Origin of the sequence: Cryptosporangium sp. NPDC048952 (assembly GCF_043197895.1) — a bacterium.
Classification (GTDB): domain Bacteria; phylum Actinomycetota; class Actinomycetes; order Mycobacteriales; family Cryptosporangiaceae; genus Cryptosporangium.
In genome coordinates, this window is record NZ_JBICTY010000002.1 from 1368271 (window position 1) to 1387397 (window position 19127).

A 19127-nucleotide genomic window follows, 5' to 3' on the forward strand; every position below is an offset into this window, starting at 1 on the left:
GGCACAAGAATCAATGGTTCACACCGGTATCAGATAGTCCGAAGTAGATTGACAGCCGCTCGACGCTCCTTTGAGGATGGTGCCGATCCGTTGCCGCAACGCACGGGAGAGCCATGCAGCGTCCACGCATCAAGCCGGAGCACGCACCCAATCGGATCTCCGACAGCCGCATCCGGCTCGGCGGCCACACCTACGGCGTCGCGGCCGAGGTGGACGACCCGAGCGGCGCGGTGTGGACCCTCCTGGAAAGCATGGACGGCAACCGTGACATCGAGCAGATCATCAGCCGGGTCCGAGCCGTGCACCCCGGCGAGTCGGAGGAATCGGTCCGGGCCGGGCTCGGGACCTTCGTCGGATCCGGTTACGTGGAAGACTTCGGGGCGCCTGACCCACCGGAGCTGACCGAGTACGACAAGGATCGCTATTCGCGCAGTCGGGCGTACTTCCGGTGGCTGGACGTCACTCCGCGCGCGAGTACCTGGGAGCCGCAGGTGGCCCTGAGCCGGGCCACGGTCACGCTGATCGGGCTGGGCGGAACCGGCGGGACCGCGGCGATGGCACTGGCTGCCAGCGGCGTGGCCCAGCTCCGCTGCGTCGATCCCGACGTCGTGGAGCTGTCCAACCTCAACCGCCAGGTGCTGTACGGCGAAGCCGATCTCGGCCGGCCCAAGGTGGAGGCGGCCGCCGACCGGCTCGCCCAGCTGAACTCGGCCGTCGAGGTGGTTCCGATCCAGGAGCGCGTCACCAGCACTGACGACGTCAAACGGCTCGTCGCCGACAGCGACGTCCTGGTGCTCTCCGCCGATCGCCCGACGGCCATGCGCCGGTGGACGAACCGAGCGTGTCTGGCCACCGGTACACCCTGGGTCGATGCCGGCTACCACGGCCCGATGGTGCAGGTCGGTCGCTACGTGCCCGGCGTCGGCGCGTGCTGGGAGTGCATTCGCACCGTCGACAACGACCACTACCGCGAGATCGACGTCAATCTGCGGGACTCCGAGCCGCGCAACGCAGCCGTCGCGAACGCCGTCGCCGCTCCCACCGCCGGCATCTCCGGCTATCTCGCCGCTCACCACGCGATGGCGCTGATCACCGGCATCCCCTCGCTCCCCGCCGGCCGGATCGACGCGCTGAACCTGCTGGCGCCGGACGCAACGTTCGTCCGGGACGATCCACGCCGGCCGGACTGCCCCGCCTGCGCACCGACCGGGACCGCGGGTTGAGCGCCCCAACGGCGGTCAGCGACACGTCGCGGGTCCGCCTGCACAGCCTCCACCTGCGCGAAGACGGCGAATCGTGGATCGTCGGACGGGTCGAGACCGGTGACTTCATCGCGATCCCGCCGGTCGGACGCCGTGCACTGACGTTACTTCCGGACCACACGGTCGCCGAGGTCCACAGCCGGATATTGGACGAGACCGGGGACGAGGTGGACGTCGCCGAATTCGTGTCGTCTCTCGTCGACATCGGTTTCGTCGCCGAAGTCGACGGCCATCAGGTGGATTCGGCGCCGGTGCCGCGGTCGATGCTGGCCTGGCTGCGTCCGGAGCACGTGCGGTGGCTGTTGCACCCGGCGGTCGCGCTGGTCTCCGCTGCCGTCGTCCTGGTCGCGCTGGCGGCGCTCGGCGTCGATCCCGAACTCGTGCCCGAGCCGCACGACCTGCTCTGGAGCAGCCTCGGCGCGTTGGTCCTGCTCGGCAACCTGGCCATCGTCTGGACGCTGATCCTGTTCCACGAACTCGCGCACCTGCTCGTGGCCCGCGCTGCCGGCGCGCCGGGGCGCATGAGTCTCGGCACCAGGCTGCAGTTCCTGGCCGCACAGACCGACGTCAGCGGGGTGTGGGCGGCGCCGCGACGAGCCCGCTTCAGCGTCTATCTGGCCGGCATCGTCACGAATCTGGTCATCGCCGCGGTGGCTGTGCTGGTCCGCGCCGCCGGAGTTCACGGGCGTCCCGGCGAACTGCTCGCCGCCGTGGCCCTGCTGTCGCTCAGCCTGATCCCGCCTCAGTTCCTGGTGTTCATGCGCACCGATCTCTACTTCATCCTCCAGGATGTCGCCGGCTGCGCGAACCTGTACGCCGACGGCTCCGCCTACGCCCGCTACCTGGCCGGACGCCTCGTACGCCGGAGGACGTCGGAGGACGACCCGAGCCTCCGGCTGTCAGGTCGGGAGCGCATCGCCGTCCGGTGGTACACCCTCGTGCTGGTGGTGGGGACCGTTGCCTGCCTCACGGTGGAGCTCCTCGTGACGCTGCCGGTGGCGATCGCTCTGCTGGCCTCCGCCGTCGACTCGGCGCTGATCGGAGGGACCGGCACCCAGCTCGTCGATGCGGGTGCCGTGGCCTTCACCACCGTCCTGTTCTTCGTCCTGTGGACCCGCGCCTGGTGGCGCCAGCACGGGTCTCAGGTCGGTGGAGCCATCAGCCGCATCCGCGGCTCCGAGCGCGGAGGGAGGTGAACGGCCATGAAGAAGACCGAGACGCAGAAGGTCGAGGCGGTCAAGCCTGGCAAGCTCAGCAAGATCGAGATCAGGAAGCTCGACAAGATCGAGACGACCTCTGTCAGCAGCAATCCGTCGGGGTGACCGACGCGGGGGGCGGGCGCCGGCATCCCACCGGCGCCCGCGCCGCACTCACTCGACGTCACTGCGGTGGTGGCCGTCCGCTGACGGCTCGACGGTGCGGCCGACACGGCCGAGCAGGCGTCCGAGGTCCACGCCGGTGAGGTCGGTACCGAGCTGCAACCCCTGCGCGACATTGTCGGCCACCGACCGCGTCAGCGACGACATCCCGTCGGTGGAGATCACCGTCATCTTGTCGATCGCACCGATCGGACGGCTGGCCGCCTCCACCACCTGCGGCAGGACGCGAGCCAACAGATCGAGCACGGCCGCCTCTCCGTACTGCGCGAACGCGTCCGCCTTCAGACGCATCGCCTCCGCGTCGCCACGGCCGCGGGCCAGCGCGGCAGCGCCCTCCGCGAGGCCTTCGCGCTCGGCCGCCTCGGCCAGCGCGGACCGGCGGGCACGCTCACCCTCACCGGTCAGCCGGGCCTGCTCGGCGTCGGCCTGCGCGGCGGCGATCGTCGACTGCCGGCGGGCGTCCGCGGCGAACACGTCCGCGTTGCGCGTCGCCTCCGCTGCCTGCTCCACCCGGTAACGCTCCGCGTCCGCCGGTCGGCGCACTTCGACGTCGAGCTGGCGCTGTTTGAGCTCGGCCTGCCGCTCGGCGACCTTCTGCTGCTCGCTGATGATCGCCTGTTCCTGCTCGGCCTCGGCCAGCGGGCCGGCCGCGGCCGAACGTGCCTGGGCGGCCTCGACCTCCGCGCGGATCAGTGCCTTCTTGAGGTTGAGGTCACGTTCGGCGACGGCGATCGCCTCCTCGGCGAGCAGCCGCGCCTCCTCGGACGCCTGGGTGGCCCTCGCCTCGGCGACCGCCGCGTCCTTGAGGATCCGGGCGGCCTCGGGACGGCCCAGGTCCTGCAGGTACGTGCCCTCGGTGGTGATGTCCTGCACCTGGAACGTGTCGAGGACCAGGCCCTGGTTGGTCATCGAATGTTCCGCTTCCTCGGCGACGGCGCTGGCGAACGTCACCCGGTCGCCGATGATCTCCTCGATCGTGAGCCGGCCGACGATCGCGCGGAGCGAACCGGCCAGCACCTCCCGGGTGAACTGCTCGATCTCCTTCTGCTGGTGCAGGAAGCGCTGGGCGGCGGCCCGGACTGCGTCCTCGGTGCCGCCGACCTTGACGATCGCGACCCCGTGCAGGTTCGCCCGGATGCCCTGCTTGCTCACCGCACCCTGGATATCGACGGAGATCCGCCGGCTGGACAGGTCCAGCGACTGTTTGCGCTGGACGACCGGGACCACGAAGACCGAGGCGCCCATGACGACCTTCTGCCCCGACAGGTCGGTGATGCGGCTCCCCTGCGCGTTCGTCATCGAGCGGCCGCGACGTCCGGTGATGATGAACGCCTCGTTCGGGCCGGCGACCTTGATGCGGGAGAGCACGAGCATGACGAGAAGGTAGACGACGAGCACGCCGCCGCCGATGACGATCAGTAGTTCCACTGGACACTCCTCAACTCAGCGGTGGAAGCGGCTCGACGACGACGGTGGCGTGGCTGGTCGCCTCGATCACGAAGACGTCCGCACCGAGCGGAAGCGCCTCATCGGCGCGGGCGTGCAGTTTCACCGGGTGACCGGCCACCCGCACCCGTACCTCGCCGGAGCGCGGCGGCGAGATCGGGGTGACCACCACGCCGATGGCTCCGACGAGGTCGGCGCGCCGCGGCGTCGCGTCGGTAGGGATGTTCTCCGCCCACCGGGACAGCCGGATCACCAGCACGGCGGTGGGCAGCGCGGCGGACACGCCGATCGCACCGGCCGCGGCCACCGCACCGGGCCCGCGGGCGTCGAGCAGCAGGCTGGCGCCGGCCGCCGCGAACCCGAACATGCCGACGAACGCGGCGACGGTCTGGCCGGAGGCACCGCCGACGCCGGTGGACACCAGACCGATCAGGCCGGCGCCCACGAGGCCGAGCAGCAGCAGTCCGGCACCGCACGCGCCGATCAGCACGAAGACCCCGGTGGCGCCGTCCATGCTCCGAGCGCCCCCTCTGGCGAGTGTGGACAGATGCTGTCCACGAGTGTGGGGCGCGGTACCGGGCCTGCGTCCATGCCGCACCGGTGCGGCATGGACCGCGGCCGGAACGCGGTGAGATGCTGCGAAGGCGTGCGCTGAACCGTCAGCGCTTGCGGTGGATCGTGTAGTGCAGCACCAGGAACGGGAGCCCGTACAGCGAGAAAGCGTGCTCGGCCCGGAGGTCTCCGTCGACGACGTGGACGTCGAGCTGCTCGGCGAAGCCGTGCACGGCCAGCGTGGTGAGCTCGCGCGTCGCCGGGTCGATGTAGGTGAGGTAATGGCCGGGGTGCTGGAGGTCGCTCCGGCTGGTGAGCACGAGCCCGCCGTCCGGGCGGGGCTGCGGCAGCAGGGTCGCGGTGAAGCTGCCCTGGGGCACCGGGAACCCGACGCTCACGTAGCCGCGGCCGTCGTGCCGGTACGTCGTGTAGATGCCGACGTAGATCGGCTCGTCGGTGTCGGCGAACGAGCGGATCCAGCCCCGCACCCCGATCGCGTCCGTGCCCTCGGGGGTGATCGTGTCGATCCGGCTCCGGACGCCGCGCATGGTCTCCCGCTGGTTCATCGGCACGTTCGCCTGGCCGAGTGGCCGCGCCACGAACGTCCGGTAGAGCAGGTAGCCGGGGCGTACCCAGAGCCGCCACTCCGGGACGATGTCGAGCGTGAACCGGGTGGTGTGCTCGTAGAACTCCCGGACGAGGGGGTCGACGTCCGCCGGGTCGAACTGAGGTCCGGCGAGGTCGTCGAGCGCGGCGACGATTCCCACGTCGGCGGCGTCAGCCTGGTACGTTCCACCGATTTCGACGGCCAGCGTGCGGACGTAATCAGTGCCGACGTACCGGCCCCGCGCCTCGAGCGGGACGACGAACGGCACCTGCTCAGCAGGTACGCGTTCGGCTAGCAGGTCGACCTGGGCGTCGCGGAACACCAGCGCCGACACCGCCCGGAAGGCCACCACCGCGCTCGCTGCCACAGCGGCGGGAGGCGCCTCGGTCAGACGCCAGGCCGCTCCTACGAGAGCGCCGACCACCGGGCCCAGCGCCACCTTCTGCGGGCGCAGCCCGAGCGCACCCGCTGCCGTACCGGCGGCCAGGCCGACCTGGACCGGACCGGCTCCGGTGAGGCGTCCGCCGAGCCAGCCGACCGGAGCCGCCAGCGCCCCGCTCATCGCCACCCGTGACCACCACGCCGGGATCTCACCGGGCTGCTGACGCGCCCGCGCCACCGCCTCGGTGGCGGCCAGCGCCGCCGCCCCGGTCAACGCACCGACCGCCGCACCGCGCCGGCTCAGGACCGCCGCTCCGGCGAGCGCGCCCACGGCCGCAGCGAAGAGGGTCCCACCGAGCCGGTCGCGCGTCGTCATGCGCGCACGCTAGCAATCCGGTCGACGAGCAACTCCATCCGCTGCTCGGCGTACTCCGGCGGCATCCGGCCCGCGCGGGTCAGCGTCACCAGCCCGTGCAGGGCGGCCCAGAACACCTCGGTGAACAGTCCCGGATGGACACCGTCCCCCGCGACGCCCTCGAGGCTCTCCAGCAGCGCGGCGAAGGCGTCCTTCAGTGGCTCCGGAGTGTCGTCCTCGGCGAACGGCAGGCCGGCGTCGAGTTGGAACATGGCGTCGTAGACCGCCGGATTGCGTGCCGCGAAGTCGAGGTAGGCGCGGGCCAGGGCGGCAACCCGGGCGCGAGGGCCGTCCGCCGCGGACGTGGCGGCACGCAACTCCGCGGCCAGCTCGGCAGCGCCTTGCAGAGCCACTGCGCCGATGATCTCGCGCTTGCCCCGGAAATGGCTGTAGAGGACGGGTTGGCTGTACTCGATGCGCTCGGCGAGCAGCCGGGTGGTGACCGCGTCCCACCCCTGCTGCTCGGCGAGTTCCCGCGCCGTCGCGACGATGAGGCGCTCGCGCTCCGCTCGTTCGCGTTGCTTGCGTTCCTGTACCGACATGAGTCGATCCTAGCGCCGCTAGACATCCGAGCGAAAGTAGGTCTAGCGTTGAGTCATCTGCTAGCAACACTAGGAGCTTCTGATGATGGTCTTCACGGTCGTGGTCGTCGGCCTCATGGTCGGCGTGGAGTTCGCCGTTTCGTTCGTGCTCAATCCGATCCTCGACGCACTTCCCGACGACGCCGGTCAGTTGGGTCGCGCCCACGGGGGCCGGATGCTCGGCGCCCTGATGCCGTTCTGGTACGTCGGCTCGCTCATCCTGAGCGCGATCTGGGCGGTCACCGCCTGGCACGAGCCCGGGACGGGCCTCGTCGTCGTCGCCGCCGCGTTACTGGTCGTCAGCGTCATCATGTCGGTCGTGCTGCTCGTCCCGATCAACAACCGCAGCAAGACGTGGACGCCGGAGAACCGGCCCGACGATTGGAAGGAGCAGGGGAAGCGCTGGGACCGCTACCACTACGTGCGCGTCGCCGTCATCATCGCCGCCTTCGCGCTCCTGACCACCGCCCTGGCCTGATGGACTCCGGGAATGCACGCTAATGTCCACGGTGGGGCATCCGAACAGTTCACCCGCAGGAGCGTGCAATGGCTGACGACATCGAGCCGCAGGACACGCCCGAAGAGGCGGAGACGGAACAGTTCCTGAACCGGGCCGCCCGCCGGGCGAAGAACAAGGGGGGCGCTCCCTCGAGCCAGCCGACGTCCGGCGGCAGCAAGGTCGGTAACCGTGGGCCGGTCGCCGGTCAACGGCAGTGGGCGAACCGCCGCAGCGGCTGACCCCTCCGAGAATCAGAGTCGGAGCGCCCAGCGGATCTCGCCGGGCTCCCGGAAGTCGGGCAGCGCACCGGCGCCGCGGAGAAGGCTGACCGCTCGCCGGTTGTCGGGCTCGACCCACGCGACGATGTCCGCGAACCCCAGTCGTCGCGCGTAGGACACCAGACGCCAGGACATGGCACGACCGACCCCGGCGTCCTGCCAGTCGTCGTGGAGGAGCAACGACACCTCCGCCGTGCTGTCGGACACGCGCACCACGTTCGCGAATCCCACCAGTAGGCCGTCCGGATCCGCGAGCAAAAGCGTGTGCCCCAGCACGGGGTCGACCATCCGTTCCCACTCGGCGGCGGTCAGCCGGTCGCGGCCGGCGTGGTAGCGGCTGCACAGCGTCCGCACCGAACATCTGCGGTGCAGGTCGTTGACGGCGGCCAGGTCGGCAGCGGCTGCCTCCCGGACGTGCAGTGCGGGTTCGACGGCTACAGCAGTCATGAGCGCAATTTAGCGTCCGATCGTTCGGACGTCAAAGGCGAACGATCGTGCGCTAAAGTGAGCCCATGACCGGACGACGAAGCGCAGTCGACGCGCTGGAGACCCGCGCCGCCATCCTCCGGACAGCTGCCGACGTGGCCTCCGTCGAAGGTCTGGAGAACCTGTCGATCGGCCGCCTGGCGACCGAGTTGTCGATGAGCAAGTCCGGCGTGCTCGGGCAGTTCGGCAGCAAGGAAGAGCTCCAACTCGAGACCGTGCGGCTCGTGCTCGCGAACTTCGTGGCCCGCGTCTGGCAGCCCGTCCGGCACCTCGAATGGGGCCTGCCGCGGCTCTCCGGCGTCTGCGAGGCGTGGGCCCGGTACGCGATGGAACCCGGCTACCCCGGTGGATGCTGCGTGGCGACGTTCTCCCACGAGTTCGACGGCAGGCCGGGCCGGGTGCGTGACGAGCTGGCCGACGGCGTCCGCCAGTGGCGCCGGACGCTCGTCCGCGAGATCACCACCGCGATCGACGCCGGTGACCTGCCGAAAGACCTCGATCCCCAGCAGGCGGCGTTCGCCCTCGACGCGATCGCCTCCGGTATCGGGCCGGCCCGGCTCCTGCACGGCGACACCGACGCCGGAGCCTGGGCCGTGCAGGCGATGCGCACCGCACTCCGGACATCCGGCTAGCCGCACGCCGCGCTCCGGATTCCGCTAGAGCCCCAGGGCCGCGTGCAGCGCGGCCGACGTGAGCGGACTCAGCGGCCGCGCTGCCAGCCACGCCGCGCCGGCCGCCGGATCCCGGGCGGTGGACGGCTGCACACCCCGTCGATGCAGCGCGTCGAGCACCCCCTCGCGCACCGGGGTGTCACCCACCAGCAGCCCACCGGCCAGCACGACCGGCCCCTCCGCGGGCAGGTCGTCGAGGGTGCGGACCAGGTGCGCAACGGCCTCCCGGACGATCGAGGCCGCAAACCGGTCGGACGCCCGGGCCGCCGCACACACCAGCGGCGCCAGGTCGGTGATCTCGCTCAGCGGTAACGCCTGCGCCCACCGCACCAGCTCGTCGGAGGTCGCCACTCCGGCACGCGCCGCCACCTCAGCGGCGAACGGCGTCGACCAGTGACGCACCGCGACCCGGACCGCCTGCAGCCCCAACCAGCGGCCGGAGCCCTCGTCGCCCAGGAGCCAGCCCAGACCGTCCACAGTGCGGACCACGGTGTCGGCGCGCACCGCGGCGGCGATCGCCCCGGTGCCGGCAACCAGCACCGACCCGGACGGAGCCGGGCTCCCCGCGGCGAACGCGGTCACCACGTCACCGACCACCGCGACCCGGCCGGCCACGCCCAGTGCAGCCAAAGCGGACCCGAACGGCCGCACGGTCGCCGGCCCGGCAATGCCCAACGTCGCCGCGCCGACCAGCGCACCGGGGTGCTCCCCCAGCGCGTCACGCACGGCAAGGGCCACTTGAGCAGCAGCCGCCCCGGCGCCGGCGGTGAGCGGATTACCGGGCCCAGCCCGACCTCGACCGAGGATCACACCGTCGACCGTGGCCAGCACGGCCTGCGACGAGGTCCCACCCGCGTCGACGCCCACCACCAATCGCATGGCGGTGATCAGAACATGGCGAAGAGTTATTGACTAGCTGTTCTTTCGGTCGTAATTTTCACCGTCAACACCATTCAATGAAAAGGATGACGACGTGGCCGGTGAGAGTGGCGGGTTGCTCGGGCGGCTGCGCATCGAGGGACCGGGCATGCCGGAGGCGCTCGCGAAGATCGCCGAGACGATCCTCGAGGACCCCGAGAACGCGGCCCATGCGAGCATCGTCGACCTGGCCGAACGCTCGGGGACGTCGACGGCGACCGTGACGCGGTTCAGCCGCACGCTCGGTTTCAAGGGCTACGCGAACCTGCGCGTCGCCGTGGCCACTGAGACCGGCCGGGCCGAACAGGCCCGCTGGGAGACCGACATCAGCGGCGACATCGCCCACGACAGTCCCCTGACCGACGTACTCGGGGTCGTGACGACCGCCAACACCCGATCCATCCAGGACACGGCCGCCGGCATCGACGTGGCGGCCGTCGATCAGGTCGCCACCGCGATCGCAGGCGCGCGTCGCGTCGAGATCTTCGGTCTGGGCAGCAGTGGCACCTCCGCGCGCGAGTTGGCGTTCCGCCTCGAACGGATCCGGGTGCCGGTCTGGCACCGCACCGACACGCACACCGCGCTCACCAACGCCGCGCTCCTGCTGCCCGGCGACGTCGCGATCGGCCTGTCGCACTCCGGGCGTACCCGCGAGGTCATCGAGACGCTGGCCGAAGCGGCCGACCAGGGCGCGCTCACCGTGGCCATCACCAGTTTCAGCCGCTCACCGCTCGCCGAGACGGCCGACGTCGTCTTCACGACCGCGGTGCAGGAGACGACGTTCCGGCTGGCCGCGCTCTCCGCCCTGCAGTCCCAGCTGCTCGTCCTCGACCTGATCTACGTCGCGGTGGCGCAGCGCACCTACGAACGGACGGCCGAGGCGCTCGAACTGACAGTGCGAGCCGTCGACGCCCACCGACTGCCGGAGAAGGTCCCGTCCCGCAAGCGCGGGCGGACGAAGGGATGACCCCCAACCCCCGAGGAGTTCCCATGCGATCCACGGCAGTCGCCGCCCTGGGCGTCACAGCGATCCTGGCCCTGAGTGCCTGCGGTGGCGGGTCCGGTTCGTCGACCAGCGACTCCCCCACGACGGTCCCCTCCACGCAAGGCGACGGCAAGACGCTGACCGTCTGGGTCATGGACGGCGACTACACCGACGCCACGCTCGACGCCATCAACACCAGCTTCACGAAAGCGACCGGCGCGAAGGTCGACATCCAGATCCAGCAGTGGGAGGGCATCACCACGAAGATCAGCACCGCGCTCTCCAGCAAGGACACTCCGGACATCCTCGACCTCGGCAACACGCAGGTGCCCGGTTTCGCCGCCAACGGTGGCCTGCTGGACCTGACGCCCTACCGCGACGACCTGAAGCAGGGCCGCACGTGGCTGCCCGGACTGGAGGAACCGGCGACGGTGGACGGATCGCTCTACGCCGTGCCGGGCTTCGCCGGGGCCCGGGCGGTCATCTACAACAAGAAGACGTGGGCCGCGGCCGGTGTCACGAAGGCTCCGACGACCTACGCCGAGCTCACCGCCGCACTGGACAAGGTCAAGGCCGCCAATCCGGCCGCGGACTTCTCGCCGTTCTACTTACCCGGCCAGTACTGGTTCGCCGGCATGCAGTGGATCTGGGACGCCGGCGGCGAGATCGCGACGAAGGACGGCGGCACCTGGAAGGGCGGATTCTCCAGCGCCGCCGCACAGAAGGGCCTGACGGGCTTCAAGACCTTCCAGAACACCTATTCGACGCCCGCCTCGCGCACGCTCGACGTCCTCGTGCCCGACCAGACCCAGCTGTTCGCCGACGGCAAGACGTCGGCCATCCTGGCGACCGCCGGCTCGATCGGCCTGATCCAGAAGGCCAACCCGAAGATCACCGACCTGGGCACCTTCCCCTTCCCCGGCACGTCCGGCAAGAGCCAGCCGGTCATGCTCGGCGGCTCCGACTGGGGCATCGCCACCAAGAGCGACACCCCCGAACTGGCCCTGCAGTGGACCAAGATCGCCGGTAGCCCCGACATCCAGGACCAGTACGTCTTCGGCAAGGACGGTTGGATCCCCAACAGCACCGAGGCCATCAAAGCGGCCCAGACCGCCGGCCTCACCGAGCAGCAAGAGGGCTTCTTCGCCGGCGCACTGACGTCCAAGGCGACGCCGGCCGCCGCGCAGTGGCCCACCGTCGAGGGCGACAAGAGCATCAACCAGGTGTTCTCCGCGGTGGTGTCCGGAGCCAAGTCACCGGCCGACGCCGCGAAGGACTTCGACGCCCACCTCGGTTCCACGCTGGCTTCGTGAGGCGGAACCTCGCGCCGCTCTGGTTGCTCGGCCCGGCGGGCCTGGTGCTCACCGGGGTGACGCTCGCGCCGATCGGCTTCCTGGTGTTCACCTCATTCACCGACTACGACCAGCGGACGCTCTTCACCGGCAGCTACTCCGGCGTCGGGCTCGAGCACTACTCGGCGCTGCTGGTCAGCGGCGCCTTCCGGGTGTCGCTGCTGCGGACCGTGCTGTTCACCGCGGCGATGGTGGCCGGCAGCGTGCTGCTCGGCCTGGGGGTCTCCCACCTGCTGACCCGGCTCGGTCGTGGCTGGCGGTACGCGGTCACGGTGGTGCTCATCGTCGCCTGGGCCATGCCGAACGTCGCGTCGTCGCTGGTGTGGAACTGGCTCTTCCAACCCGGCTACGGCGTCGTCAACTGGCTGTTGGAGCAGTTGCGGGTCTTCGGGAACACGACCGACCTGAACTGGGCGCAGGACCCGACGCTCGCGTACGTCTCGATCTGGCTGCTCATCGTCTGGCAGGCAGTGCCGTTCCTCGCCCTGACGCTCAACGCCGCCGAGACGCAGGTGCCGCCGGACCAGCTAGAGGCGGCCCGGTTGGACGGCGCCGGCGAGTTCGCCGTCTACCGCGTGGTCACGCTGAACCATCTGCGGCCGACGTTGCTGCTGGTCAGCATCCTGTCGGTGATCTGGGACTACAACGTGTTCAACCAGATCTGGCTGATCTCGCGGGGCGGCCCCGGTGACGCCACGTCGACGCTGGGGATCTTCACGTACAAGACCGCGTTCGTCGGCTTCCACATCGGCCAGGGAGCGGCGATCTCCGTCGTGACGACGCTGATCCTGCTGGCGTTGACCGGCGTCTACATCCGCAGACTGCTCATGTCGGGAGAGGACCTGTGAGGCGCTGGGGAGTCAACACTCTGGCCGGGATCTTCTGCCTGGTGTGGGCGTTCCCGGTCTACTGGATGGTCAACACGGCCTTCAAGCCACGACCGGACGTGATGACGCCGACGCCGCAATTCGTGCCGGCGCATCCCACCGTCGACAACTTCGTCAACGCGGTCACGCAGGAGCAGTTCCTGGTGAACCTGCGCAACAGCGTGATCGTCGTCGTCGCGACCGTGCTCACTTCGATCGTGCTGGGCATCTTCGCGGCCGCCGCGCTGTCCCGGTTCCGCTTCCCGGGGCGCCGCACGATCATGGTGGTGATCCTCGCCGTGCAGATGCTGCCGAGCACCGCGCTGCTCATCCCGATGTTCACGATGTTCAGCAGCGCGGACCTGCTCGGCACCTATGCCGCGCTGGTGCTCGCCTACGTCGCCACCGTGCTGCCGTTCTCGATCTGGGTGATGCGCGGCTTCTTCCTCGTGATCCCGGTCGAGATCGAGGAGGCGGCACAGATCGACGGCGCCGGTACCTGGCGCGTGCTGGTCAGCGTCCTGTTCCCGCTGGTCGCGCCGGGTGTGATCGCCACCGGCATCTTCGCGTTCATCGCGGCCTGGAACGACTATCTGTTCGCGTACACGTTCATGCAGGATCAGAGCCGCTACACGTTGCCGGTCTGGCTCGCCTCGTTCAGCAACCCCACCACCGGGACGGACTTCGGTGGGCAGATGGCCGCGTCGGTCATCTTCTCGGTGCCGGTGGTCGTCTTCTTCCTCGTCATCCAGCGCAACCTCGTCGTCGGCTTGTCCGCCGGTGCCGTGAAGGGCTAGGCGTCTTGTTCCTCCCGCGACCCCGAAGTCTCGTCCGTGACCAGGGCGAACTCGTCCTCGACCACAGCACCACCCTCGGCGCCCCGCCCGCGTTGGCTGGTGTCCTCGCGTGGCTCCAGGGAGCACTCCGGCCGGCGACCGGGCTGCCGTTCGCCACGGCGGAGGCGGCCACGATTCAACTTTCCCTCGCCGACGAACTCGAGCCCGAGGCCTATCAGTTGTCGGTCGGTTCTCACGTCACCATTTGCGGCGGCTCGCCGGCCGGTGTCTTTTACGGCTGTCAGGCGCTCCTGCAACTGCTGCCGCCCGCGATCTACCGCCGTGCGCCGGTGTCCGGCCAGCGGTGGTCGCTGCCCGCAGTCCAGGTCGACGACGCTCCGCGCTTCGGCTGGCGCGGGGTGATGCTCGACGTCGCCCGGCACTTCCTGCCGAAGCACGACGTCCTGCGCTTCCTGGACCTGATGGCCGCGCACCGCCTCAACACCCTGCACTGGCACCTCACCGACGACCAGGGATGGCGGTGCGAGATACGGCGCTACCCACGCCTCACCGAGGTCGGCGCGTGGCGGCGCGAGAGCCAGGTCGGTGCGGGGCGCGACGCATCGGGCGACGGTCGTCCGCACGGTGGCTACTACACGCAGGACGACGTCCGTGAGATCGTCGCGTACGCCGCCGAGCGCTTCATCACTATCGTTCCGGAGATCGAGTCACCCGGCCATGTCCAGGCAGCGCTGGCGGCCTACCCCTCGCTGGGCGTCACCGGGCAGGCGCTGGAGGTCTGGACGCGCTGGGGCATCAGCCGCGACGTCCTCAACATCGAGGAGTCGACCGTCGACTTCTTCACCGGCGTGCTCGACGAGGTGCTGGAGCTGTTCCCCTCCCGCTACATCGGCGTCGGCGGCGACGAATGCCCCCGCGACCAGTGGCGCGCCGACCCGCGCACCCGGGAACGCATGGCCGAGCTCGGGACCGACGATCCGCAGTCGTGGTTCATCCGCCGCCTCGACGACCACCTCACCGCTGCCGGGCGCCGGTCGTTCGGCTGGGACGAACTGTTGGAGGGCTCACCGGGCCCGGGCACCGCGATCGCCTCCTGGCGCGGATCGACCGGAACGGTCGCCGCGGCACGCCGGGGTCACGACGTGGTGGCCTGCCCGGACGACCTCGTCTATCTCGACTACCGCCAGTCCGAGCTGCCGGACGAACCCATCCCGGTCTCGATCCCGCTGGCCGTGGCCGACGTCTACGCGTTCGACCCCGTGCCGGCGGAGCTGACGCCGGACGAGGCCCGCCACGTCCTGGGCGGCCAGGCGAACGTCTGGACCGAGCACGCCGACTCCCCCCGCACCATCGATTACCTCGTGTTTCCCCGTTTGTGCGCGGTGGCCGAGGCGCTGTGGAGCTCCGCCGAGCGGGACTTCCCGGACTTCGACCGTCGGCTGCGCCACCACCTGGCCCGGCTCGACGCCCTGGGCGTGGAGTACCGGCACGCGGACGGCCCGCGGCCCTGGCAGCGACGCCCCGGGATTCCGGGACGGCCGGAGAGCCGTGAGGAGCGGGCCGCCCACGTCGCCGGTCTGGTCGCGAACATCCAGGTTTCCTGACACGCTGACCACTGTGGAACTGGACATCGACACGTCCGTGGCACACCCCGCTCGGCGCTACAACTACTGGCTGGGCGGTAAGGGTCGTCGACCTCGGCGATGGCCTGTGCTTCCGGCCCGGGTTGCCGGACGAGGCGAATAGCATCGGCACGGAGTAGATCACCTCGACGGCGCGTGACCCCCGGCGGCGACCTGGCCTTCCGCCACCCCCGCTTCCCTAATTTTCGGCGCCTGGACACGCTGGACGCTTCGCAGACCGCCGGCGCGCTGCAGAGCCGGTTCGGGACGATCCGGCCAGCTCCAGTGCCGCGCCGTACGTCAACATCTTCACGGCCTGGAAGGCCGACGCGACGAACCAGACCTATCTGGACCTGGCTGCGCTCTACCACGACCCGACGGTGGAGAAGGGCGTGCAGAAGGCCAACAGCGGCACCGCGGTGTTCCGCACCACCCTGGCGGCCGAGCTGCAGAAGTAGCTGACGACCGTCGAACAGCAGGCCCACGACGCGAAGGCGAAGTAGTCCGTGCCGGTGCACGTGCGCTCTCCGGTGGCCAGAAGCAGCGGGTCGGGATCGCCCGCGCACTGGCGACCGAACCGTCGCTGCTGCTGGCGGACGAGGCGACCAGCGCGCTGGACCCGGAGACGACTGCGGAGGTGCTGGCGCTGCTGCGCCAGGTCAACCGCGACCTCGGCGTCACGATCGTGCTGATCACCCACGAGCTGGACGTCATCCGATCGGTCACCGATCGGGTGGCGGTCCTCGACCGTGGCCGCGTGGTGGAGAGCGGCAGCGCCTATGACGTGTTCGCGCGGCCGAAGTCCGAGGCCGCCGCGCAGTTCGTCCGTACGGCGCTACGCGATCGGCCGTCCCCGGAGACGCTGGCCCGGCTGCGCGCGCGCCACTCCGGGCGTCTTATCACGGTCCGGATCCGCGACCACGAGGGGTTCTCCACCCGGCTGGCCCGGACGTTCCTCGACCACGGTGTGGCCGCGGACATCGTCTTCGGCGGTATCAGCGAGCTGCAGGAACGGCCGTTCGGCAGCCTGACGTTCGAGCTCACCGGGGCAGATTCCTCGGTCGACGCTGCGGTGGCCGCGTTGCGCGCCGATGGCGCTGAGCTGACCGAGGAAGAGACCTAGATGGATGCTGCAGACGATCGGCACCACGATCGGCACCAACGCGGTGGCTTTCGCGCTCTCCCGGTCGGCGGCGTTCGCGATCAGCCGGATCGTCGAGCAGAACGTGCTCACCGTCGACCCCGGGGTGGTGGAGACGGCCCGAGCCGCCGGTGCCCGGCCGCTCGGGATCCTGGTCACGGTGCTGATTCCGGAGGCGCTCGGGCCGCTGATCCTCGGACACACGTTCATCTTCGTCGCGATCGTCGACATGTCCGCGCAGGCCGGGCTGTTCGGCGGTGGCGGCCTCGGCGACTACGCGATCACCTACGGATCACAGCGCTACAACTGGCCGGTCGTCTACCTCAGCGTCGCGACGATCATCGTCATCGTGCAGACCGGCCAGTTCCTGGGGAACTGGCTCGCACGGGCCGCCCTACGGCGCTAGCGCAGGAGCGGGCCGCTGATAGTTACTGGATTTCGTAGGTGCCGTCGAGGCGGGCGCGCGCGATGACATGGCCGGTCATGGCGTGGAGGGTGTCGGTGAGGGTGAACCTGTCGGGCAGCTGGAGACGCTGATCGAGGGCGAAGAGTTGGAAAACGTAGCTGTGGGGGCCGTGGGAGGCGATGGGCATGGGGCCGGCCCAGCCGCGGCGGCCGAGTGGGCCGTTCCCGTGTACGAGTCCGTTGATCGGGCTGGGCTGGACGAGAGCGTTCTCGGGGATTTCGTGTCGCCCCGGGTCGATGCCTCGGGTGAGCGCGTGGGTTGCCGGTTTCCCGAACGGTACGTCGGGGTCTTGCACGATGAGCACGAGTTCTGCGGTGTCGGCCGGCGGTGGTGTCCAGGCCAGGGCCGGCGAGATGTTGGCACCGAGCAGCCGGCCGCGGTGGCGTTCGGGGATCGGGGCGCCGTGGGCGAAGGTGGGACTGGTCAGGGTGAATGTCTCGGGTGCCTGCAGGTCGGGGTGGGCCCAGACGAGGGTGTGGTGCCCGGCGCGCCGATTGCGCAGCGCGCGTCCGAGTGGGTTGGGCATGCGTTCGGTTCCTTCGTTCAGGGTTGGCCGCGGAGTTTTCGGTCGCGGACGGAGAGAGGGGCCGCGCCACGAGAACGGTCCTTCCCTGCTCGCCTGACCGGCGATGACGGGTGATGGCACCGCGCCCCTTCGCGAACATTAGGCATACTGAAGACTTTGTTTAGGTACACTAAGCACCTATGGAGACGGAGGCAACTGACGCTCTCGACGGGGCCGCACTCGGCGGTCAGGTGCGATCAACGGTGGCGCGGCTCTATCGCCGGTTCCGCAGTGAACGCCCGGAGGGCGGCCTCGGAGACACGGCCCTCGACGTCCTCACCCGGCTCTACAAGCACGGCCCGCAGACCCTGACTCAGCTCAGCGAACACGACCACGTCGCCCCCGCCTCGATGAGTCAGAGCGTGAACCGGCTCACCTCGGCCGGCTACGCGATCCGCACGGCGGATCCGAACGACCGCCGCAAAGTGCTGTTCAGCGCCACGCCCGAAGGCGCCGAACTCGCCCACGCCGCCCGCACCCAACGCAACGCGTGGCTGGACGCCCAGTTGCACGCACTCAGCCCGGACGATCAGAAGGCGATCGCCCGGGCCTGCGTGCTGCTCGGCACCATCGCCGACTCCTAGCGCGGCCGACCGCGAGACACTCGCCGAGCCGATCGGGCTGACCCTGCTGGCGATCCTGCACTTCGTGCCCGACTCCGACCGGGCGCACGACCTGGTCGCCGAGCTGGTCGACGCGCGGTGACGGCGATCTGCCCTCGGTGTCTCTCTACGGTGCGGTCGCCCGAAAGCCCTAGCGGGTGTCGTCGAAATGGTGGCCGGTCTGCGGATCGACGCCGCGGACGGCGTCCCCAGCGCGACCTTCGGCCGGAGACGAGCTGCGCAGCACGAGCGTGGTGGGGATCGCGATCGACAGCGGTGACCGGCCGTCGATCAGCTCGACGAGAAGCCGCACCATCTCCTCGCTGATGCGCTCGTACGGCTGCCGAACGGTGCTCAGCGACGGCTCGGTGGTCGCGGCCAGCCCCGAGTCGTCGAAGCCGACCACCCGCACGTCGTCCGGCACCCGGTGCCCGGCCTCACGGAGCACCGGCAGCGCCGCCGCGGCGATGACGTCGGACGCGGCGAACACCGCGTCGATGCCGGCGCTCCGATCGAGCAGCGTGCGCATGCCGTTCGCGCCGCTGGTCCACGTCCAGTCGGCGTGCACGACGAGCTGGTCGTCCACCGCCAGGCCGTGCGTCTCGAGCGCGTCGGTGTACCCCGCCAGCCGGTCCACGCCCCCGGACGTGTCGGGAGGCCCGGTGATCGTCGCGATCCGGCGGCAGCCGACGCCGATCAGGTGCTCCACGGCCGCGCGCGCCCCGGCCCGGTCGTCCGCGGAGACCGAGCTGATCTGCGACTCCAGGCCGAGCACCCGGCCGCACGCCACGACCGGGATCTGCGCCTGCACCAGCTGCTCCATCAACGGGTCACCGGAGTGCGGCGAGACCAGCAGCACGCCGTCGACATGGCCCCCGTTGAGGTACGCGATCGTACGGGTGCGCTCCTCGGGGGTGGACGCGATCATCAGGATCAGCGTCAGCTCGCGGCCGGAGAGCGCCTCGGCGACCCCACGCAGCAGCACCGAGAAGTTGGGGTCCTCGAACAGCAGGTGCTGCGGCTCGGTGAGCAGGTACGCGATCGACCCCGACCGCCCGGTGGCCAGGGACCGGGCGGTCTGGTTGGTCGTGTAGCCGGTGCGGCTGATCGCCTCGCGGACCGCGCGCACCGACTCGGGGCTGACCCAGTCACTCCCGTTGAGTACCCGCGAGACGGTCGCGTAGGACACCCCGGCCTCGCGAGCGACGTCGCGGATGGTGGGGCGTTTGGTGCGCGACACGTTCGGCATCCTAATC

General features: G+C 70.2%; 20 protein-coding genes and 2 pseudogenes. 14 read left to right on the top strand and 8 right to left on the bottom strand.

Translation table 11 applies throughout. From position 1 onward, the window contains the following. Positions 1-113 precede the first annotated feature (113 nt). The gene (locus tag ACGFY5_RS14680) at positions 114-1223 is read left to right on the top strand and encodes a HesA/MoeB/ThiF family protein (protein WP_392720120.1); all 1110 of its coding nucleotides are present in this window, start codon (positions 114-116) and stop codon (positions 1221-1223) included. Next, positions 1220-2458: a hypothetical protein gene (locus tag ACGFY5_RS14685; RefSeq protein WP_392720122.1), complete on the top strand. Its 1239-nt coding sequence runs from the start codon at positions 1220-1222 to the stop codon at positions 2456-2458. Before ACGFY5_RS14680 ends, ACGFY5_RS14685 begins: the two co-directional genes overlap by 4 nt. A 174-nt stretch (positions 2459-2632) precedes the next feature. Here the strand turns inward: ACGFY5_RS14685 and ACGFY5_RS14690 are convergent, their stop codons facing one another. From ACGFY5_RS14690 to ACGFY5_RS14705, 4 genes are all read right to left on the bottom strand, one after another. Further along, on the bottom strand, positions 2633-4069 hold the full coding sequence (locus ACGFY5_RS14690; RefSeq protein WP_392720124.1) for a flotillin family protein: 1437 nt from the start codon (positions 4067-4069) through the stop codon (positions 2633-2635). A gap of 10 nt (positions 4070-4079) precedes the next feature. Beyond that, a complete protein-coding gene (locus tag ACGFY5_RS14695; protein ID WP_392720125.1) occupies positions 4080-4601 on the bottom strand; it encodes a hypothetical protein in 522 nt (173 codons plus the stop codon). A gap of 145 nt (positions 4602-4746) precedes the next feature. Further along, positions 4747-6003 (bottom strand): hypothetical protein, encoded by a 1257-nt coding sequence (locus ACGFY5_RS14700; RefSeq protein ID WP_392720126.1) that lies wholly within the window; start codon positions 6001-6003, stop codon positions 4747-4749. Further along, positions 6000-6584 (bottom strand): TetR/AcrR family transcriptional regulator, encoded by a 585-nt coding sequence (locus ACGFY5_RS14705; RefSeq protein WP_392720127.1) that lies wholly within the window; start codon positions 6582-6584, stop codon positions 6000-6002. Before ACGFY5_RS14705 ends, ACGFY5_RS14700 begins: the two co-directional genes overlap by 4 nt. A gap of 82 nt (positions 6585-6666) precedes the next feature. On the opposite strand from ACGFY5_RS14705, the gene ACGFY5_RS14710 reads away from it, so the two are divergent. Then, the gene (locus tag ACGFY5_RS14710; protein WP_392720128.1) at positions 6667-7101 is read left to right on the top strand and encodes an anthrone oxygenase family protein; all 435 of its coding nucleotides are present in this window, start codon (positions 6667-6669) and stop codon (positions 7099-7101) included. 68 nt (positions 7102-7169) lie between these two features. Beyond that, on the top strand, positions 7170-7361 hold the full coding sequence (locus ACGFY5_RS14715) for a hypothetical protein (RefSeq protein WP_392720129.1): 192 nt from the start codon (positions 7170-7172) through the stop codon (positions 7359-7361). A gap of 12 nt (positions 7362-7373) precedes the next feature. Here the strand turns inward: ACGFY5_RS14715 and ACGFY5_RS14720 are convergent, their stop codons facing one another. After that, positions 7374-7847, bottom strand: coding sequence for a GNAT family N-acetyltransferase (locus ACGFY5_RS14720; protein WP_392720130.1), 474 nt, complete (start codon positions 7845-7847; stop codon positions 7374-7376). Positions 7848-7912: 65 nt separating this feature from the next. Here ACGFY5_RS14720 and ACGFY5_RS14725 point away from each other — a divergent pair, with 65 nt between their 5' ends. Beyond that, entirely contained in the window at positions 7913-8518 is a 606-nt protein-coding gene (locus tag ACGFY5_RS14725; RefSeq protein ID WP_392720131.1) for a TetR/AcrR family transcriptional regulator, read from the top strand. Between the two features lie 24 nt (positions 8519-8542). Here ACGFY5_RS14725 and ACGFY5_RS14730 read toward each other — a convergent pair whose 3' ends face one another. Beyond that, positions 8543-9436, bottom strand: coding sequence for an N-acetylglucosamine kinase (locus ACGFY5_RS14730; RefSeq protein WP_392720132.1), 894 nt, complete (start codon positions 9434-9436; stop codon positions 8543-8545). Positions 9437-9530: 94 nt separating this feature from the next. Between ACGFY5_RS14730 and ACGFY5_RS14735 the strand changes: the two genes are divergently transcribed. From ACGFY5_RS14735 to ACGFY5_RS14770, 8 genes and pseudogenes are all read left to right on the top strand, one after another. Beyond that, positions 9531-10442 carry a MurR/RpiR family transcriptional regulator gene (locus ACGFY5_RS14735; protein WP_392720133.1) on the top strand — a complete coding sequence of 304 codons (912 nt, stop codon included), beginning with the start codon at positions 9531-9533 and terminating at the stop codon, positions 10440-10442. A 23-nt stretch (positions 10443-10465) separates the two neighbouring features. Further along, positions 10466-11773 carry an ABC transporter substrate-binding protein gene (locus ACGFY5_RS14740; RefSeq protein WP_392720134.1) on the top strand — a complete coding sequence of 436 codons (1308 nt, stop codon included), beginning with the start codon at positions 10466-10468 and terminating at the stop codon, positions 11771-11773. Next, positions 11770-12660: a carbohydrate ABC transporter permease gene (locus ACGFY5_RS14745; RefSeq protein ID WP_392720135.1), complete on the top strand. Its 891-nt coding sequence runs from the start codon at positions 11770-11772 to the stop codon at positions 12658-12660. Before ACGFY5_RS14740 ends, ACGFY5_RS14745 begins: the two co-directional genes overlap by 4 nt. Then, positions 12657-13475, top strand: a complete 819-nt coding sequence (locus ACGFY5_RS14750) for a carbohydrate ABC transporter permease (RefSeq protein ID WP_392720136.1) — start codon at positions 12657-12659, stop codon at positions 13473-13475. The genes ACGFY5_RS14745 and ACGFY5_RS14750 overlap by 4 nt, the downstream gene beginning before the upstream one ends. Positions 13476-13480: 5 nt before the next feature. After that, a complete protein-coding gene (locus ACGFY5_RS14755) occupies positions 13481-15079 on the top strand; it encodes a beta-N-acetylhexosaminidase (RefSeq protein WP_392720137.1) in 1599 nt (532 codons plus the stop codon). A gap of 334 nt (positions 15080-15413) precedes the next feature. Further along, a pseudogene (locus ACGFY5_RS14760) lies at positions 15414-15695 on the top strand (ATP-binding cassette domain-containing protein); the annotation flags it as partial. Positions 15696-15734: 39 nt separating this feature from the next. Continuing rightward, positions 15735-16220 (top strand): NIL domain-containing protein, encoded by a 486-nt coding sequence (locus ACGFY5_RS14765; protein WP_392720138.1) that lies wholly within the window; start codon positions 15735-15737, stop codon positions 16218-16220. A 7-nt stretch (positions 16221-16227) separates the two neighbouring features. Then, positions 16228-16644, top strand: a pseudogene (locus tag ACGFY5_RS14770) (ABC transporter permease subunit); the annotation flags it as partial. A gap of 22 nt (positions 16645-16666) precedes the next feature. On the opposite strand, the gene ACGFY5_RS14775 reads toward ACGFY5_RS14770, so the two are convergent. Next, positions 16667-17230, bottom strand: coding sequence for a YbhB/YbcL family Raf kinase inhibitor-like protein (locus ACGFY5_RS14775; RefSeq protein WP_392720139.1), 564 nt, complete (start codon positions 17228-17230; stop codon positions 16667-16669). A 179-nt stretch (positions 17231-17409) separates the two neighbouring features. On the opposite strand from ACGFY5_RS14775, the gene ACGFY5_RS14780 reads away from it, so the two are divergent. Next, entirely contained in the window at positions 17410-17853 is a 444-nt protein-coding gene (locus ACGFY5_RS14780; protein ID WP_392720140.1) for a MarR family winged helix-turn-helix transcriptional regulator, read from the top strand. 169 nt (positions 17854-18022) lie between these two features. Here ACGFY5_RS14780 and ACGFY5_RS14785 read toward each other — a convergent pair whose 3' ends face one another. After that, on the bottom strand, positions 18023-19120 hold the full coding sequence (locus ACGFY5_RS14785) for a LacI family DNA-binding transcriptional regulator (protein ID WP_392720142.1): 1098 nt from the start codon (positions 19118-19120) through the stop codon (positions 18023-18025). Positions 19121-19127 lie beyond the last annotated feature (7 nt).